Raw genomic sequence first — 15692 nt, 5'->3', positions numbered from 1 at the left:
GTCAGTTGTGGTGGAGGGCGGCGTTGAGCGCGATGCCCTCACCGGTGCGGGCCAGCACCTCGACGGCGCCGGTCACCGAGTTGCGGCGCAGCAGGATCCCGTCCTGCCCGGACAGGGTGCGGGCGGCTGCGGTCTCCCCGGACGGGAGGACCACCTTGGTGCCCGCGGTGACGTACAGCCCGGCCTCGACCACGCAGTCGTCACCCAGCGAGATGCCGATCCCGGCGTTGGCCCCGAGCAGGCACCGCTTGCCCACCGACACCACCGTCTTGCCGCCACCGGAGAGGGTGCCCATGATCGACGCGCCGCCACCGACGTCGGAGCCGTCACCGACGACCACGCCGGCCGAGATCCGCCCCTCGACCATCGACGCCCCGAGCGTGCCCGCGTTGTAGTTGACGAAGCCCTCGTGCATGACGGTGGTGCCCTCGGCCAGGTGCGCTCCCAGCCGCACCCGGTCGGCGTCGGCGATCCGGACGCCCGTGGGAATCACGTAGTCGACCATCCGTGGGAACTTGTCCACGCCGAGCACGGTGACCGGCCCGCGGGCGCGCAGGCGGGCGCGGGTGAGCTCGAAGCCCGGCACCGCGCACGGACCCTGGTCGGTCCACACGACGTTGGCGAGCAGCCCGAAGACCCCGTCGAGGTTCGCCTCGTGGGGTGCGACGATGCGGTGGCTGAGCAGATGCAGCCGCAGGTAGACGTCGTGCGGGTCGGCAGGCGGGTCGGCGAGCGACTCGATGGCCGTGCGGACCACGACGGTGCGTACGCCGCGTGCCTCGTCGGTGCCGACGAGGTGCTCGAGATCGGCCGCGACGTCCGGTGCCTGCCCGCCGAGTGCCGGCGCGGGGAACCAGGTGTCGAGGACGACGCCCTCGGTGCCGTCGGCGGGCACGGTGACGGTGGCGAGGCCGGTGCCGGAGGCGCCCTCCCGGCGCGGTGCGGTGCTCACAGCGGCCAACGGTATCCGGCAGGGGGCAGTGACCGCGGGCCGCCCGACGACTCTGGAGGTAGCGTCGCCGTTCGTGACGATCCCCGTGCTGGACCTCACCTCCGACCCCATCGACCTGTGCGCCGCGCTGGTCGACGTGCCGAGCGTCTCCGGCGACGAGGCGACGCTGGCCGACGCCGTCGAGCTGGCGTTGCAGAAGCAGGCTCCCCACCTGGAGCTGCTCCGCTCCGGCGACGCGGTGCTGGCCAGGACGAACCTCGGGCGCGAGCGGCGGGTGCTGCTCGCCGGTCACCTCGACACCGTGCCGATCGCCGACAACGTGCCCAGCAGGCGCGAGGGCGAGCTGCTCTACGGCTGCGGCACCACGGACATGAAGTCCGGGGACGCGGTCCTCGCACACCTCGCGGCCACTCTGACCGAGCCGCGCCACGACCTCACGCTCGTGTTCTACGACTGCGAGGAGGTGGAAGCCGCTCGCAACGGGCTGAACCGGATCCAGCGCGAGCACCGCGACTGGCTGCGCGCCGACCTCGCGATTCTGGCCGAGCCGACCAACGCGGGTGTGGAGGCAGGCTGTCAGGGAACACTGCGCGCCGAGATCACCACGCGCGGGCGGCGCGCCCATTCGGCACGCTCGTGGCACGGCAATAACGCGGTGCACGCCGCGGCCGCGGTGCTCGACCGCCTGAACGCGTACACCGCCCGTGAGGTCGACATCGACGGCTGCGTCTACCGCGAGGGGCTGCAGGCCGTCCGGATCGACGGTGGCGTGGCCATGAACGTCGTACCCGACGAGTGCGTGGTCACGGTGAACTTCCGCTTCGCCCCCGACCGGGAGGGTGCGGCCGCGGAGGCGCACGTGCGTGAGGTGTTCGACGGGTTCGAGCTGGCGGTCACCGATCTCGCGCCCGGCGCGCTGCCCGGCCTCACGGAGCCCGCGGCCGCCGAGTTCATCGCGGCGACCGGCGCCACGCCGTCGGCGAAGTTCGGCTGGACCGACGTGTCGCGCTTCGCTGCTCTCGGCATTCCCGCGGTGAACTACGGACCCGGCGACCCGAACCTCGCGCACACCCGTGAGGAGCACGTCGACACGCGGCAGATCACGGACGCCGTGGCCGTCCTGCGGCGGTTCCTGGCTCCGTGAGAGCCGGTGGGCGGGCGCGGGCGCGGACCGTACGGATCTCATTACTCTGACTGCCATGACCGCGAGGGGGAACGGGAGCTCCGACAGGAAGCAGCCCGAGCAGAAGCAACGGGGCCCCGTGGTACTGCGACGTGAGTACCGCAACGAGAGCTCTACCACCGACCAGCGGTTGCTGGATTCCCGCGGCCCGAGCGACTGGGTGCACACCGACCCGTGGCGGGTGCTGCGTATCCAGGCCGAGTTCGTCGAGGGCTTCGGCATGCTGGCCGAGCTGCCTCGGGCCGTCACCGTGTTCGGGTCCGCCCGCACCTCTCGCGACCATCCCGAGTACGCCCAGGGGCAGGAGCTGGGCGCGGCGCTGGCGGAGGCCGGGTTCGCGGTGATCACCGGGGGTGGCCCCGGTGTGATGGAGGCCGCGAACAAGGGCTGTTCCGAGGCCGGCGGCCTCTCCGTCGGGCTCGGCATCGAGCTCCCCTTCGAACAGGGGCTCAACGACTGGGTCGACGTCGGCATCAACTTCCGCTACTTCTTCGCCCGCAAGACGATGTTCGTCAAGTATTCGCAGGCGTTCGTCTGCCTGCCGGGCGGCTTCGGCACGCTCGACGAGCTGTTCGAGGCACTGACCTTGGTGCAGACGAAGAAGGTCACCAAGTTCCCTGTGGTGCTCCTGGGCAGCGAGTACTGGAGCGGGCTCTACGACTGGATCGCGGGCACCGTGCACGAGAACGGCAAGGTCGGGGACAAGGACCTGTCGCTCCTGCACGTCACCGACGACGTCGACGACGCCGTGAAGATCGTCCAGGAGGCATGGCGGGCCTGGGAGGAAGCGCATTGAGTCGGCAGGGTCCGTTCGCCGTCTGCGTCTACTGCGCTTCGATCGAGGGCATCCCCTCGCACTACCTGGAGCTCGCCGCGGAGGTGGGCCGGGAGATCGCCGCGCGCGGCTGGGATCTGGTGTCCGGCGGTGGGCGATCGGCCATGATGGGCGCGGTCGGCGCGGCGGCACGGGCGGGCGGGGCACGCACCACCGGGGTGATTCCGCGTGCGCTGGTGGAGCTCGAGTGGGCCGACCACGACTCGGACGAGCTGCTCCTGGTCGACACCATGCGTGAGCGCAAGGCGCTGATGGAAGCGCACGCCGACGCGTTCCTCACCCTGCCCGGCGGGATCGGGACGTGCGAGGAGCTCTTCGAGGTCTGGACCGCGGGCTACCTGCGGATGCACGCGAAGCCTGTGGTGCTGCTCGACCCGGACGGCCACTACACGGGTCTCCTGGACTGGGTGCGCGGGCTGGGGGAGCGTGGGTTCGTGCGGCCGGAGGCGCTGTCGCGGCTCGTGGTCGCCACCGACGTGACCACCGCCCTCGACGCCTGTTGGAAGCCTGAGGAGACCTGACATGCGCCTCGGCTCACGGGTCGTCGACAGCTCAGCGCGGCTCGTCATGGGCATCGTGAACGCCACCCCCGACTCCTTCTACGACGCCGGGCGGGACTACGAGCTCGAACGCGCGCTCGACCACGTCGCAGAGATGGTCGGGCAGGGTGCCGACATCATCGACATCGGTGGGGTCAAGGCCGGCCTGGGCGAGGACGTGACGCCCAGCCAGGAGATCGCACGTGTCGAGCGGCTGGTCGCCGCCGTGCGGTCGGCCCATCCCGACATCGTGATCAGCGTCGACACCTGGCGGGCCGAGGTCGCACGTGTCGCACTGCCCGCCGGTGCCGACCTCATCAACGACGCCTGGGGCGGGTACGACCCCGGGCTGGTGGACGTCGTGGCGGAGTTCGACGCCGCGGTCGTCTGCACCCATACGGGTGGTCTCACCCCGCGCACCTATGCCCGCCGGGTCCGTTACCCCGATCTCGTCGGCGACGTCACGAGCTACCTCGTCGGCCTCGCCGAGCGCGCCCTCGCCGCAGGGGTCCGCGAGGACGGGATCATCCTCGACCCGGGCCACGACTTCAACAAGAACACCTGGCACTCGCTGGAGATCACCCGCAGGCTCGACGAGCTGGTGGGGCTGGGCCGTCCGGTGCTCGTGGCCACGTCGAACAAGGACTTCATCGGTGAGACCCTCGGGCTCCCGAAGTACGAGCGCCTGGAAGGCACGCTCGCCACGCTGGCCATCTGCGCGTGGCACGGAGCGCAGATCTTCCGGGTGCACAACGTCATGGAGGCGCGGCGCACCGTCGACATGGTCGCCTCGATCACCGGTCATCGTGTGCCGGAACGGGTCACCCGGACGTTCGCCTAGGGCAACCACCAGCAGATCGCAAACCTGCCTCAACCGGAAACGTGTTCGTAGCACGAGGTTGCGGTTTCGCCACCTAACGTCGGCATGACCGCTCCGATCGCGGGGTATCAACCCGTTCGTTCGAAGTGCTCGCGCTCCGCGCGACCGGCCGCGTCGTCCGCAACCGGCCGTCCGACCGGCATCGACCGCGTCATGGCAACGAGGCTGCCCCTTCGACCGTGCAGGAGGGTCCAATGGACCGCATCACCGAGGAGTGGTTCGTCCGTCGTACGTGGCAGGAACCGGCCTGGCGCATCGACGAACTGGTGGCCGCGAAGGCAGGCCGGCGGGTCTCCGTCGTGCTGCCCGCGCTCGACGAAGAGGCCACCGTCGGAGCGATCGTCGCCGCGATCGTGCCGCTGACACTGGGCCAGAGGCCGCTGGTGGACGAGCTGGTCGTCGCCGACTCCGGGTCGACCGACCGCACAGCCGAGGTCGCGGCAGCGGCTGGAGCCACGGTGGTGCTGCGCACCGACGTGCTCCCGGACCTGACACCCGTGCCGGGCAAGGGCGAGGTGCTGTGGCGTTCGCTCGCCGCCACCACGGGCGACATCATCTGCTACCTCGACTCCGATCTGGTCGACTTCGACGCCGGCTTCGTTCCGGCGCTCCTCGGCCCACTGCTCACGGAGCCCGGCGTCGCGCTGGTCAAGGGTTTCTACCGGCGTCCGCTGCGGCTGGAGACCACGGAGGTGGACAGCGGCGGCGGCAGGGTCACCGAGCTCCTCGTGCGGCCGCTGCTCGCGGCGCTGCGACCGGAGCTCGCCGGTGTCGTCCAGCCGCTGGGCGGGGAGTACGCCGGTACGCGGGAGCTGCTCGAGTCGGTTCCGTTCGCCGCCGGGTACGGCGTGGAGATCGGGCTGCTGCTCGACACCTACGCCACGGCAGGCCTCGATGCGCTGGCGCAGGTCAATCTGGGCGTGCGCAAGCACCGCAACCGATCGCTGCTGCAGCTCGGGGTGATGGCGCGGCAGATCCTCGCGGCCGCGCTGACCCGCTGCGGCGTGCCCGACACGGGTGCGGCGATCACGCAATTTCTGCAGGTCGACCGCGAATGGTTGCCGTCCGTTACGGAAGTCGGCCTTACCGAGCGACCCCCGATGCGTGAGGTGCTCGTGCGCTGACCGGGCCTGCGTGGTCTGATTGCCCGAGTGGGGACCGCGCTCATCTATCTGTTGGTCGTCGCCGCGGTGGCCGCGGCCGTGTTCGGGCTGGCCGCGGTCGTGTTCGGACGTGGCGAGGAACTGGCCCCGCTGCCTCCCGGCGCCACGCCCACCCGGTTGCCTGCCGGTGAGCTCGACGGTGAGGACGTCCGTGAGCTGAGGTTCCAGCAGGCGCTGCGTGGCTACCGGATGGACGAGGTGGACTGGGTGCTCGACCGGCTGGCCGACGAGCTGGACCGCGCCGGGGTGGAACGCGACGGGCTCTTGGCCCGGGTCGCCGAGCTGGAAGCGGAGCTGGCCGGCAGCGGGCTGTGGGCCGACGGGGACCGGTGAGCGAGCTTGCGAGCGAAGCATCGATACGGCGCCACCGCGGAGCGCGAGCGGTGAGTTCCCGGAGAGAGCTGACGGTTCCGGTCGACGTCGAGGCGCCGGCCGATGCGGTGTGGCGTGCCGTCACGGACTGGGAGGCGCAGGGCGAGTGGATGCTCGGTACGAGGGTCCACGTCACCAGCGGAGGTGACGGCCGGGCGCAGGGTGCGCGGTTGAGCGCGGTCACCGGTGTCGGACCCCTCGGGTTCACTGACACCATGGAAATCGTCGAGTGGACCGAGCCCCCTGGGAACGGGCCCCGCCGCTGCGTCGTGCGGCACACCGGCAAGGTGGTGCGTGGCGACGGGGTGTTCGAGGTCATCGCGCTGTCACCCACTCGATCCAGGGTCCTGTGGTCGGAGCTGCTCGACCTGCCGCTGGGCGCGCTCGGCCGGTGGGGCTGGCCGCTGGTGCGGCCCGCGTTCCGCGCAGGTGTGGCCCACTCCCTGCAGCGGATGGCCCGGCTATGCGAGGCGAGGTATCGCACCGGTGCCTGAGCTGGACGAACGGGTGCGCTGTGGCTGGGCCGGCAGCGCCCCGGAGTACATCGCCTACCACGACGACGAGTGGGGCTGCCCGCTCCACGGCGTCCACGCCATGTTCGAGCGGCTGAGCCTCGAAGCGTTCCAATCCGGGTTGTCCTGGCTCGTCATCCTGCGCAAACGGCCCGCGTTCCGCCGCGCGTTCGCCGACTTCGACCCCGCTGTGGTGGCACGGTTCGGCGATGCCGACGTCGCCCGCCTCCTGGCCGACGCCGGCATCGTCCGCAACCGGGCGAAGATCGAGGCCACCGTGCACAACGCGCGCCAGGTGCTGGAGCTGGACCAGCCGCTCGACGAGCTGCTGTGGTCGTTCGCACCCGAACCGGGCGTTCGCAGTCGCCCGGCCACGCTGGCCGAGGTGCCCGCCACCACGCCGGAGTCGACGGCGATGGCCAAGGAACTCAAGAGGCGCGGGATGCGCTTCGTCGGGCCCACCACGTGCTATGCGCTGATGCAGGCGGCCGGGCTCGTCGACGATCATGTCGCAGGGTGTTGGCGTGCCTCGTCCCTGTGACCACACCGGGCACACATAGGGGAGTTGATCGCTCCGGTTACACCCCTGTCCGGCGGATGAGGAAAGATGTTCGCAGCATCCCCGCCGCGCGCTTCCCCCGGCGCAGCGGCGCACCCTGCAAACGACGACGGAGGGAGCAGGAGATGGCGGCGATGAAGCCCCGGACCGGCGACGGTCCCCTGGAGGTGACCAAGGAGGGTCGGGGCATCGTGATGCGCGTCCCCCTCGAGGGTGGCGGCCGCCTGGTCGTCGAGATGTCGGCCGAGGAGGCAAGCGACCTCGGCGACGCGCTGAAGGCCGCATCTGGCTGACGAGCACGAGCCCCGCGCAAAGGGGGGTGCCCGGATCTCGAACGGCACCGGCGAACGGCCCGCACCCGTCCGCCGGTGCCGTTTGCGTTGTGCAGGTCGGTGACCTCGGATGCGGTGCTACCGCCGGCCCGCCGCCTCGGCCAGCGTGCCGCTCTGTCCGTCGAGCGTGACGAGCTGGATCGAGACTGTGCCGCAGACGCAGCGCCGATAGCGCACCCACCCCTGTGACGTCGAGTGGGTGGACAGGATCACCGCCTCGTCGACCGGCCATCCACAGCTTTCGCACTGCATCGGCGCCGCCTTCCTGTAATAGGTATCCTCGTTTGACAGGTTACAGCGGATTCGGGTGGGGTGTAATAGGTCAGTGAACTTCATCGGTTACCGCAGTGACGCGCTGGGCGCGGCCGTCGAGCTCGTCAACGAGGTCACCGCGAGCGGGGCGGAGGAGCCGGAGGCCGACGAGGAGTCGCCCGACCGGATGAGGACGGTGCTGGTGGCCAACGGCTACCTCGCAGGCGGAGCGCCGGCATCGGTGGAGCCCGCTCTACGCGCGTGGGCGCGCAGGCTGCGCACGGTGTTCGACGTGTCGGACGTCGAGGAGGCCGCCGTCGCGGTCAACGCGCTGCTCGCCGACGTCCGGGTCGAGCCGCACCTGTCGAACCACGACGGACAGGGTTTCCATCTGCACTACTCGCCGCCCGAGGCGGACCTCGTGGACCGGTTGCGCGCCAGCACCGCGTTCGCCCTGGCGATGCTCGTGTCCGAGTACGGCATCGACCGGCACGGGCGCTGCGCTGCCGAGGGCTGCATGAAGGTGTTCGCCGACACCTCGCGCAACGCGGCTCGCCGCTACTGCTCGCCGGCGTGTGCCAACCGTTCCGCGGTGGCCGCGCACCGGGCCCGGGCGCGCGCCGCCGGCACCCGCTCGCGCTGACGACGGCCGGCCTACAGCCCCTGGTAGATCTCCACGGTGCGTGCGGCGGCCTGCTCCCACGAGAACTGCCGCTCGGCCCGCGCCCGGCCGGCCGCTCCCATCGCCGCAGCCCGGTCCGGGTCGGCCAGCAGCGTGTTCACCGCCCCGGCGAGACCCGTGCGGAACTTCTCGACCTCGTGCTCGTCGAAGTGCACGAGCAGGCCCGTCTCGCCGTCGGCCACGACCTCAGGGATACCGCCGACGTCCGAGGCCACCACGGCGGTGCCGCAGGCCATCGCCTCCAGGTTCACGATCCCGAGCGGCTCGTACACCGACGGGCAGACGAACACCGTGGCGGCGGAGAGCAGTTGGCGCACGTCGGCAGTGGGCAGCATCCGGCGCACCCACACCACCCCGGAGCGCGCCGCGCTCAGCTCGGCGACGGCCTTCTCGGTCTCCTCGGCGATCTCCGGTGTGTCGGGGGCTCCGGCGCAGAGCACGATCTGGGCGTCCCGGTCGATCTCGTGGGCAGCGGCCACGAGGTGGACAAGACCCTTCTGCCGGGTGATGCGCCCGACGAACACGACGCTGGGCCGGTCGGGGTCGACGCCTGCCGCGCGGACCGCGTCGCGGGCGGGATCAGGGTGGTAGAAGACGGTGTCGATGCCGTTGTGCACCACGTGCACACGCGCCGGGTCCAGCGCCGGGTAGCAGTCGAGGACGTCCCGGCGCATGCCGTCGCTCACCGCGATCACGGCGTCGGCGTTCTCGTAGGCCGTGCGCTCCACCCACGACGAGAGCCGATACCCGCCCCCGAGTTGCTCGGCCTTCCACGGCCTGCGCGGTTCGAGCGAGTGCGCGGTGACCACGTGCGGCACACCGTGCAGCACCTTCGCCAGGTGCCCGCCCATGTTCGCGTACCAGGTGTGGGAGTGGGCGAGGTCGACCTCGGAGAGGGCCGCGACCATCGACAGGTCGACGCCGAGCGTCTGCAGAGCGGGATTCGCTCCGGCGAGCCCACTCGGCACCTCGTGCGCGTACGTGTCCGGCCGACCGGCGCGCGGCTCGCCGAAGCAGTGCACGTCGACGTCGACGAGCTCGCGTAGCGCCGGCACGAGGTGCTCGACGTGCACGCCGGCTCCTCCGTAGACGTCAGGGGGGTACTCGCGGGTGAGCAGGCCAATGCGCACACCCGGGACGTTAGGCCATTCACCGGCAATCGGAATGGGTCCATCCGAGGCATGAATGTTCGCTCGTTCGACGCTTCCACCGGTGGCCCGCCACGGTGGGAGAGCACTAGGGTCGGCGGCGTGACGATGCTGCCGGCAGGCCAGGGCCCTGTGCCCTCCCACGGAGCGCCGAAATGACCGCCGCCCGCCTGTCACTCGCCTCGCCGCGCGCGATGTCTGCCAACGTGCTCGGCATCGTGCTCGCCGGTGGCGAGGGGAAGCGGCTCTGGCCGCTCACCGCCGACCGCGCCAAGCCCGCCGTCCCGTTCGGGGGCCATTACCGGTTGATCGACTTCGTGCTGTCGAACCTGGTGAACGCGGGCATGCATCGCATCTGCGTGCTGACGCAGTACAAGTCGCACTCGCTGGACCGCCACATCTCCACGACGTGGCGCCTGTCCAGCGTGCTCGGGCAGTACATCACCACCGTGCCTGCGCAGCAGCGGCTCGGACGGCGTTGGTACACCGGCAGCGCCGACGCCATCTTCCAGAGCCTCAACCTCGTCTACGACGAGCGTCCGGACTACATCGCGGTCTTCGGCGCCGACCACGTCTACCGGATGGACCCGGGCCAGATGCTCGCCCGCCACATCGAGAGCGGTGCAGGGGTCACGGTCGCGGGCATCCGGGTGCCGCGCGCCGAGGCCAAGGCGTTCGGCGTGATCAAGTCCGACGCCAACGGCCGCATCACCGACTTCCTGGAGAAGCCGTCCGACCCGCCGTCGGTTCCGGACGACCCGGATGTCACGTTCGCCTCGATGGGCAACTACATCTTCACCACGGAGGTGCTGCTCGACGCCCTGCGGGCCGACGCCGAGGACGGCGACTCCGACCATGACATGGGCGGCGACATCATCCCCAGGCTGGTGGGCCAGGGTGACGCCGCGGTCTACGACTTCGCCGACAACGTGGTGCCCGGCGCCACCGACCGCGACTCCGGCTACTGGCGCGATGTCGGCACCGTCGACGCGTACTACGAGGCGCACACCGACCTCGTCTCGGTGCACCCGATCTTCAACCTCTACAACGACCGGTGGCCCATCCGCACGGCGATGGCACCCCTGCCGCCTGCCAAGTTCGTGGAGGGCGGCATCGCCCAGGACTCGATCGTCGGGGCGGGCACGATCATCTCCGGTGCCATCGTCCGGCGCTCGGTGATCAGTCCTGGCGTGCGCATCGACGCCGGTGCCGAGGTGTCCGACTCGGTGGTGCTGCCCGGGGTGCGGGTCGGGCGCGGAGCCGTGGTGCGGGGAGCGATCCTCGACAAGAACGTCGTGATCCCCGACGGGGCGCTCGTGGGCGTGGACCTCGGCCTGGACAGGGCCCGGTACACGGTCAGCCAGGGCGGGGTCGTCGTGCTGGGCAAGGGCGCCACCGCCCTCTGATCCCCCAGCTCAGGCGTGCGGTGTGGCTTTCACCGCCGCCAGCAGACCTGCGCCGAGGGGGAGCAGCACCGGCACGAGGCGGTCGTCGTCGCGCACCTGACGGGCCACCTCGCGCAGCGCCACCGTGGCAGCGTCGGTGGCGTCGGGCTCGAGCACGCCCGCGGTGAGCACGCCGTGGAGCGCGACGATGCCACCGCCGCGGAGCAACCGGACGGCCTCGTCGAGGTAGCGAGGCTGGTCGGCGGTGCCGGCGTCGACGAACACCAGGTCGTACGCGCCGTCGGTGAGCCGAGGCAGCACCTCGAGGCCGAGCCCGTTGATCAGCCGGAGCCGGGACGGCCCGTAACCGGCGGCCGTGAACGCCTGCCGGGCGGCACGTTGGCACTCGGGATCGATGTCGATCGAGGTGAGCACACCATCGGGGGCCATTCCGCGCAGCAGCCACAGCCCGCTGACGCCGACCCCCGTGCCGATCTCGACGACCGCTCGGGCGGCGGTGCTGGCGGCGAGGAAGCGCAGCCCGGCGCCCACCCCGGGCCCCACTGGGGCGCTCCCGCGGCGTGCCGCAGAGGCCCGCGTGGCGATGAGTACGTCGTCCTCGGTGAGGTACCCCTCGACGTGCTCGCGCAACGCCCACGGGTCGGGAGCGCTGTCCGGGCGGCCGGTCATGGTCAAGAGGCTACTGTGCTGGCTCTTTCCCGCGGTGTGGGCCCGACCGTCGGGTGTGTCGGCCTCCGGGGCGCCTGAAGTTTCACAGGTTTCTCTCAGTCGACTCTCACACCCTCTTCAAGGCCATCAGGCACGGTAGGTTGCATCGGTCGGGGTCGTCGACCGATGGGGGGCCGGGGAATGCACACGTCCGGCGCTTCGTTGGTCGGAGGCACACCCGCCGCAGGAGGTTGACCCACGATGACCGACGGCTCCGCCACGCTGATGAGCGGTACGGTGCTGCCTGGTGAAGGTGTCGACTGGACCCCGCCCAGCTGGGATGACGTCGTCCGGGAGCACGCGGATCGGGTCTACCGCCTCGCCTACCGGCTCACCGGCAACCCGCACGATGCCGAGGACCTCACCCAGGAGACGTTCGTCCGGGTGTTCCGGTCGCTCGCGGCCTACAAGCCCGGCACGTTCGAGGGCTGGCTGCACCGCATCACCACCAACCTGTTCCTCGACATGGTGCGGCGTCGGTCGCGCATCCGTATGGAGGCACTGCCCGAGGACTCCGACCGGCTGCCCGGCCGGGGCCCGGAGCCGGAGCAGGTCTTCTCCGAGACTCACCTCGACCCGGTTCTGCAGGCCGCGCTCGACGAGCTGCCGCCCGAGTTCCGCGCCGCTGTCGTCCTGTGTGACGTCGAGGGACTGTCGTACGAGGAGATCGGTGCCACCTTGGGCGTAAAGCTGGGTACGGTGAGAAGCAGGATCCACCGTGGACGGGCCGCTCTCCGCAGCGCCTTGGAACGCCACCGCGCGCTCGGGGTGCGTGACGGTTCCGCTGTCGCGGGGGACTCCAACGCAGGAATGCTGGAGGAGGTTCACGGGTGAGTGAAGGGCGCTGGCGCATCACGGTGACGCCCCCGAACTGGGGGCAGGATCATCTGTCGTCGGACGCCATCGTCGCCTACGTGGACGACGAGCTCTCCCACGGTCCTCACGAGCGGGCCGCCCAGCACATCGCCCGGTGTGCCGAGTGCGAGGCCCAGGTCATCGCCCAGATGCAGACCCGCTCGGCGTTGCGTACCGCGGGCGGGCCCGTGCTGCCGTCCGCGCTGCTACGCACCCTGCGCTCGATCCCGGAGAGCGCCACGCTCCCGCCTGCCCCGCCCGGGCTCGCCGTCACCTCCGACGGCCAGTTCGTCTCCGTGCTCCGCCCCATGCCCGACCACACGCAGATGGCGGCCGAGGCCGACCCGGCCCGGGGCACGTCCACTGCACACAGCGTCCACCGCAAGTCCGCCGGACGGTCCCCGGTCCAACGCCGCATCCGCGTCGGCACGGGCGTGGCGGTGTCCGGTCTCGCCCTCGGTGCGCTCGCCTACGGCCTGCCCTCCGCGTCCAGCAGCCCGGCAATACCCCCGGTGAGCGGCGCCTTCGGCGGCACGGTGCTCAGTGGCGGCACCACGAGCGTCGTCGACACGGAGGGCGCCGGAGTGCTCGACGCTCAGATGCGGCTGGAGCGTGCCGTCCCGCTGGGGCCCGAGAAGACGTCGGAGACCGACGGCGACTACCTCCGCAACCGGCTCGACGTGCTTCCTCGTTCCTTCCACGGCCTGCCCTGACCGCTCCTCGGCGACGTGACCCGTCCTGGCTACGCGGACTTCACCGCCGCTGGGGCAGGGTGGTGAGCGGTACGGTCGGCATACATCAGGAGCCTGCAGCGCGATGGACGAACGCAGCCCGGTGACGCGTTCGAATGATCGCGCGGGCGACGAGCCCCCACGGCTCGGGCCACGCCCGCTTGAACGCGTCCCCGTCGATCCCGGCGCAGCCGCGGTGTTCGGGCGCCCGGACGGCGTCGACGGTGGTTTCGCGGCTCCGCGGTCCGACTCGTCGAACGGCTCGTCCGCCACCCTCGCCACGCCTCCTCCCGCCGCTCTGGCCAGCGCCTTCGGTCGGCCGGCACCGGACTCGCCCACGTTGCAGCGGCCGCCGGGCGCGAGTGGGAACGGTTCGCGACCGGACGATGCCTTCTGGGCCGACGGCGCCGATCGCGATCCGTGGCGCGACCCGGAGAGCTCCGTCGCGCTCGGTCCGCCCGCCGCATCGGAACAGGCGGCACTTCCCGCGCCTGCCGGTGAGGGTCCGCGGCTCAGCCTGCGGGAGCTGTTGTTCGGCAAGCGGGTGGATCCGCGAGCACTGGCGGGCCTCGCCATCGTCGCTGTCCTGATCGGTGCGGCGGGCGGGTTCGTGGGCCGGTTGACGGCCGACGGCGCCAGCGGCCTCACCGATGCCGACCCGACGATCACCCAGACAGTCCAGGCGAAGGAGCGTCCGCCCGGCTCGGTGGCCGACATCGCGGCCCGCACCGTGCCCGCCGTGGTGTCGATCGAGATTCGTGTCGGCCAGGAGGGTGGCACGGGCTCCGGCGTCGTCATCGACCCAGCGGGCTACGTGCTCACGAACAACCATGTGGTCGCCCCCGCCGCCGACGCGAACGGCGCGCAGATCGAGGCGATCTTCCACGACGGCACGCGCAGTGCCGCGCGGATCGTCGGGCGGGACCCCAAGACCGACCTCGCCGTCGTGAAGGTGGATGTCGCAAACCCGGTGGTCGCCACGATCGGTTCGTCGGCCGGGCTGGTCGTCGGCGACGGCGTGATCGCCATCGGTTCACCGTTCGGGCTCGTCGGCACCGTCACGGACGGCATCGTGAGTGCCCTCAACCGCCCCGTCCGGCTCGACGGCAGCGGAGCCGACGCCAATGCGGTCATCGACGCGATCCAGACCGACGCCGCCATCAACCCCGGCAACTCGGGTGGTCCGCTCGTCGACTCCACCGGCGCTGTCGTAGGCATCAACACAGCGATCCGGAGTGTCGGGATGGGCGAGGGCGGGTCGATCGGCCTGGGCTTCGCCATCCCCATCGACGACGCCCGCGTGATCGCCGACGAGCTGATCCGCACGGGAGTGGTCACCCACGCCGACATCGGGATCAATGCCCGGTCGGTCACCGACGGCACCACCGACGGCGCCCAGGTGCAGAACGTGCAGCAGGGCGGGGCAGCCGCCGCCGCGGGCATCGTCGAGGGCGACGTGATCGTCAAGGTGGGGAACCGGCCGATCGCCGGGGCGGACGAGCTCGTGGTCGCTGTACGGGAGCACAACCCGGGCGACACGGTGCCGGTCGAGCTGATCAGGGAGGGCAGGCCGCTGACCGTGTCGGTGGTTCTCGCCTCCGATTGACCGTAAAGGCCGTGGTGCTCACATCGTGTTCGCCCGCCGGACGTATGGCGCCCGTACGATGGTCTCGTGTTCGACAGCGTCGGCTGGGGCGAGATCCTCGTGTTGGTTGTGGCCGGGCTGTTCATCCTCGGTCCCGAGCGGCTTCCGTCCGCCGCGGCCTGGGTGGGCCGCTCGGTGCGGCAGGTCAGAGAGTTCGCGAACGGGGCGCGTGATCAGCTCCGTGGCGAGCTCGGTCCGGAGTTCGACGAGCTGCGCAAGCCGCTCGAGGAGCTGCGCGGGCTGAGGGATCTCCATCCCCGCAACGCAATGCGGCGCGCCCTCTTGGACGACCCGGATCCCAAACCCAATGGATTCGCGCCTGCGCCGGGCCTGTCGGCGAGCAACGGCACCCCGCAGCCTCATCCGGCCGCGCCTCCGTCGCGTCCCACGCTGTCGAAGAACGAGCGACCCCCGATCGACCCGGACGCCACCTGAGCACCCGTTGATCCCAGCCTCGGGGATCAGCTTGCTCGGTCCCGAGAGCTGAGCGTCATGTCCCTTGCGGGGTCACGGCGTCGGCGATCGCGGCGGTGTCCCAGTAGAACGGGCGGATCTCGGTGATGCGGCCGGCTCTCACGGAGATGGTCTGCAGGATCGGGAAGCGGAGCTCGCGGCCGGTGGCGCGGGCTCGTGCCTCGACCTGAGTGAGCACGATGATCGGTGCTTCCACGGCCAGGAAGTCCTGCTGGAGCATCTCGAACACCTCCCAGGTCGTGCTCATCGCGACGAAGAACCGCTCGATGCCCTCGTAGCCGCGCCAGGTGCCGCCGTACGGGAGCCCGTCGGCCTGATACAGAACGACGTCCGGGGCGAAGAACGGTTCGAGCGGCTCGAAGCTCGCCGCGCCCGCCCCGCCTGCGGCGAAATACTCCGCTTCAGCGGCGTACATCCCCGTCAACACGGTCATGGCCTCGCTGGTCGCCGTGGTACCCATGGCG

At 71.0% G+C, this 15692-nt stretch carries 20 protein-coding genes; 15 read left to right on the top strand and 5 right to left on the bottom strand.

Annotated elements, in window-relative coordinates; all coding sequences use genetic code 11:
- Position 1: 1 nt before the first annotated feature.
- The gene (gene dapD / locus ABD743_RS12170) at positions 2 to 961 is read right to left on the bottom strand and encodes a 2,3,4,5-tetrahydropyridine-2,6-dicarboxylate N-succinyltransferase (RefSeq protein WP_344721821.1); all 960 of its coding nucleotides are present in this window, start codon (positions 959 to 961) and stop codon (positions 2 to 4) included.
- A gap of 70 nt (positions 962 to 1031) precedes the next feature.
- Between dapD and dapE the strand changes: the two genes are divergently transcribed.
- From dapE to ABD743_RS12125, 9 genes are all read left to right on the top strand, one after another.
- Positions 1032 to 2096 carry a succinyl-diaminopimelate desuccinylase gene (gene dapE / locus ABD743_RS12165; protein ID WP_344722163.1) on the top strand — a complete coding sequence of 355 codons (1065 nt, stop codon included), beginning with the start codon at positions 1032 to 1034 and terminating at the stop codon, positions 2094 to 2096.
- Positions 2097 to 2151: 55 nt separating this feature from the next.
- Entirely contained in the window at positions 2152 to 2931 is a 780-nt protein-coding gene (locus ABD743_RS12160; RefSeq protein ID WP_344721819.1) for an LOG family protein, read from the top strand.
- A complete protein-coding gene (locus ABD743_RS12155) occupies positions 2928 to 3491 on the top strand; it encodes an LOG family protein (RefSeq protein ID WP_425566913.1) in 564 nt (187 codons plus the stop codon). The genes ABD743_RS12160 and ABD743_RS12155 overlap by 4 nt, the downstream gene beginning before the upstream one ends.
- Position 3492: 1 nt before the next feature.
- Complete coding sequence (gene folP, locus ABD743_RS12150; RefSeq protein ID WP_344721815.1) at positions 3493 to 4350, top strand: dihydropteroate synthase; 858 nt, start codon at positions 3493 to 3495, stop codon at positions 4348 to 4350.
- Positions 4351 to 4583: 233 nt separating this feature from the next.
- Entirely contained in the window at positions 4584 to 5513 is a 930-nt protein-coding gene (locus tag ABD743_RS12145; protein ID WP_344721813.1) for a glucosyl-3-phosphoglycerate synthase, read from the top strand.
- A 27-nt stretch (positions 5514 to 5540) separates the two neighbouring features.
- On the top strand, positions 5541 to 5885 hold the full coding sequence (locus tag ABD743_RS12140) for a DivIVA domain-containing protein (protein ID WP_344721811.1): 345 nt from the start codon (positions 5541 to 5543) through the stop codon (positions 5883 to 5885).
- Positions 5886 to 5935: 50 nt separating this feature from the next.
- Positions 5936 to 6418: an SRPBCC family protein gene (locus ABD743_RS12135; RefSeq protein WP_344721809.1), complete on the top strand. Its 483-nt coding sequence runs from the start codon at positions 5936 to 5938 to the stop codon at positions 6416 to 6418.
- Positions 6411 to 6977 (top strand): DNA-3-methyladenine glycosylase I, encoded by a 567-nt coding sequence (locus tag ABD743_RS12130; RefSeq protein WP_379659231.1) that lies wholly within the window; start codon positions 6411 to 6413, stop codon positions 6975 to 6977. Before ABD743_RS12135 ends, ABD743_RS12130 begins: the two co-directional genes overlap by 8 nt.
- A gap of 143 nt (positions 6978 to 7120) precedes the next feature.
- Complete coding sequence (locus tag ABD743_RS12125) at positions 7121 to 7288, top strand: DUF3117 domain-containing protein (protein WP_084211001.1); 168 nt, start codon at positions 7121 to 7123, stop codon at positions 7286 to 7288.
- Between the two features lie 117 nt (positions 7289 to 7405).
- Here the strand turns inward: ABD743_RS12125 and ABD743_RS12120 are convergent, their stop codons facing one another.
- Positions 7406 to 7579, bottom strand: coding sequence for a hypothetical protein (locus ABD743_RS12120; RefSeq protein WP_344721807.1), 174 nt, complete (start codon positions 7577 to 7579; stop codon positions 7406 to 7408).
- A gap of 73 nt (positions 7580 to 7652) precedes the next feature.
- Between ABD743_RS12120 and ABD743_RS12115 the strand changes: the two genes are divergently transcribed.
- Positions 7653 to 8222 carry a CGNR zinc finger domain-containing protein gene (locus ABD743_RS12115; protein ID WP_344721804.1) on the top strand — a complete coding sequence of 190 codons (570 nt, stop codon included), beginning with the start codon at positions 7653 to 7655 and terminating at the stop codon, positions 8220 to 8222.
- Between the two features lie 11 nt (positions 8223 to 8233).
- On the opposite strand, the gene glgA is transcribed toward ABD743_RS12115, so the two are convergent.
- Positions 8234 to 9391, bottom strand: a complete 1158-nt coding sequence (gene glgA / locus ABD743_RS12110) for a glycogen synthase (RefSeq protein WP_344721802.1) — start codon at positions 9389 to 9391, stop codon at positions 8234 to 8236.
- A gap of 173 nt (positions 9392 to 9564) precedes the next feature.
- On the opposite strand from glgA, the gene glgC reads away from it, so the two are divergent.
- Complete coding sequence (gene glgC / locus ABD743_RS12105) at positions 9565 to 10815, top strand: glucose-1-phosphate adenylyltransferase (protein WP_344721800.1); 1251 nt, start codon at positions 9565 to 9567, stop codon at positions 10813 to 10815.
- A gap of 9 nt (positions 10816 to 10824) precedes the next feature.
- Here the strand turns inward: glgC and ABD743_RS12100 are convergent, their stop codons facing one another.
- Positions 10825 to 11484: an O-methyltransferase gene (locus ABD743_RS12100; RefSeq protein WP_344721798.1), complete on the bottom strand. Its 660-nt coding sequence runs from the start codon at positions 11482 to 11484 to the stop codon at positions 10825 to 10827.
- Positions 11485 to 11724: 240 nt separating this feature from the next.
- Here ABD743_RS12100 and sigE point away from each other — a divergent pair, with 240 nt between their 5' ends.
- The 4 genes from sigE (at position 11725) to tatB (ending at position 15189) form a co-directional block, all read left to right on the top strand.
- Positions 11725 to 12357, top strand: coding sequence for an RNA polymerase sigma factor SigE (gene sigE / locus ABD743_RS12095; protein ID WP_344721796.1), 633 nt, complete (start codon positions 11725 to 11727; stop codon positions 12355 to 12357).
- Positions 12354 to 13091: an anti-sigma factor family protein gene (locus ABD743_RS12090; RefSeq protein WP_344721794.1), complete on the top strand. Its 738-nt coding sequence runs from the start codon at positions 12354 to 12356 to the stop codon at positions 13089 to 13091. The genes sigE and ABD743_RS12090 overlap by 4 nt, the downstream gene beginning before the upstream one ends.
- Positions 13092 to 13194: 103 nt before the next feature.
- Complete coding sequence (locus ABD743_RS12085) at positions 13195 to 14715, top strand: trypsin-like peptidase domain-containing protein (RefSeq protein ID WP_344721791.1); 1521 nt, start codon at positions 13195 to 13197, stop codon at positions 14713 to 14715.
- Between the two features lie 66 nt (positions 14716 to 14781).
- Positions 14782 to 15189, top strand: coding sequence for a Sec-independent protein translocase protein TatB (gene tatB, locus ABD743_RS12080; protein ID WP_344721788.1), 408 nt, complete (start codon positions 14782 to 14784; stop codon positions 15187 to 15189).
- A gap of 55 nt (positions 15190 to 15244) precedes the next feature.
- Here the strand turns inward: tatB and ABD743_RS12075 are convergent, their stop codons facing one another.
- On the bottom strand, positions 15245 to 15688 hold the full coding sequence (locus tag ABD743_RS12075; RefSeq protein WP_344721785.1) for a nuclear transport factor 2 family protein: 444 nt from the start codon (positions 15686 to 15688) through the stop codon (positions 15245 to 15247).
- Positions 15689 to 15692: the final 4 nt, after the last annotated feature.

The sequence above is a fragment of the Pseudonocardia yunnanensis genome (genome assembly GCF_039534065.1).
Lineage (GTDB): Bacteria > Actinomycetota > Actinomycetes > Mycobacteriales > Pseudonocardiaceae > Pseudonocardia > Pseudonocardia yunnanensis.
This window is presented reverse-complemented; position numbering and strand designations above follow the sequence as displayed.

What these genes read in the sequence shown, in the direction of transcription:
- ABD743_RS12160 (WP_344721819.1), top strand. Translation starts at nt 2,152, where the DNA reads ATGACCGCGAGGGGGAACGGGAGCTCCGACAGGAAGCAGCCCGAGCAG.
- folP (WP_344721815.1), top strand. Translation starts at nt 3,493, where the DNA reads ATGCGCCTCGGCTCACGGGTCGTCGACAGCTCAGCGCGGCTCGTCATG.
- ABD743_RS12145 (WP_344721813.1), top strand. Translation starts at nt 4,584, where the DNA reads ATGGACCGCATCACCGAGGAGTGGTTCGTCCGTCGTACGTGGCAGGAA.
- ABD743_RS12125 (WP_084211001.1), top strand. Translation starts at nt 7,121, where the DNA reads ATGGCGGCGATGAAGCCCCGGACCGGCGACGGTCCCCTGGAGGTGACC.
- ABD743_RS12120 (WP_344721807.1), bottom strand. Translation starts at nt 7,579, where the DNA reads ATGCAGTGCGAAAGCTGTGGATGGCCGGTCGACGAGGCGGTGATCCTG.
- glgC (WP_344721800.1), top strand. Translation starts at nt 9,565, where the DNA reads ATGACCGCCGCCCGCCTGTCACTCGCCTCGCCGCGCGCGATGTCTGCC.
- ABD743_RS12100 (WP_344721798.1), bottom strand. Translation starts at nt 11,484, where the DNA reads ATGACCGGCCGCCCGGACAGCGCTCCCGACCCGTGGGCGTTGCGCGAG.
- sigE (WP_344721796.1), top strand. Translation starts at nt 11,725, where the DNA reads ATGACCGACGGCTCCGCCACGCTGATGAGCGGTACGGTGCTGCCTGGT.
- ABD743_RS12085 (WP_344721791.1), top strand. Translation starts at nt 13,195, where the DNA reads ATGGACGAACGCAGCCCGGTGACGCGTTCGAATGATCGCGCGGGCGAC.
- ABD743_RS12075 (WP_344721785.1), bottom strand. Translation starts at nt 15,688, where the DNA reads ATGGGTACCACGGCGACCAGCGAGGCCATGACCGTGTTGACGGGGATG.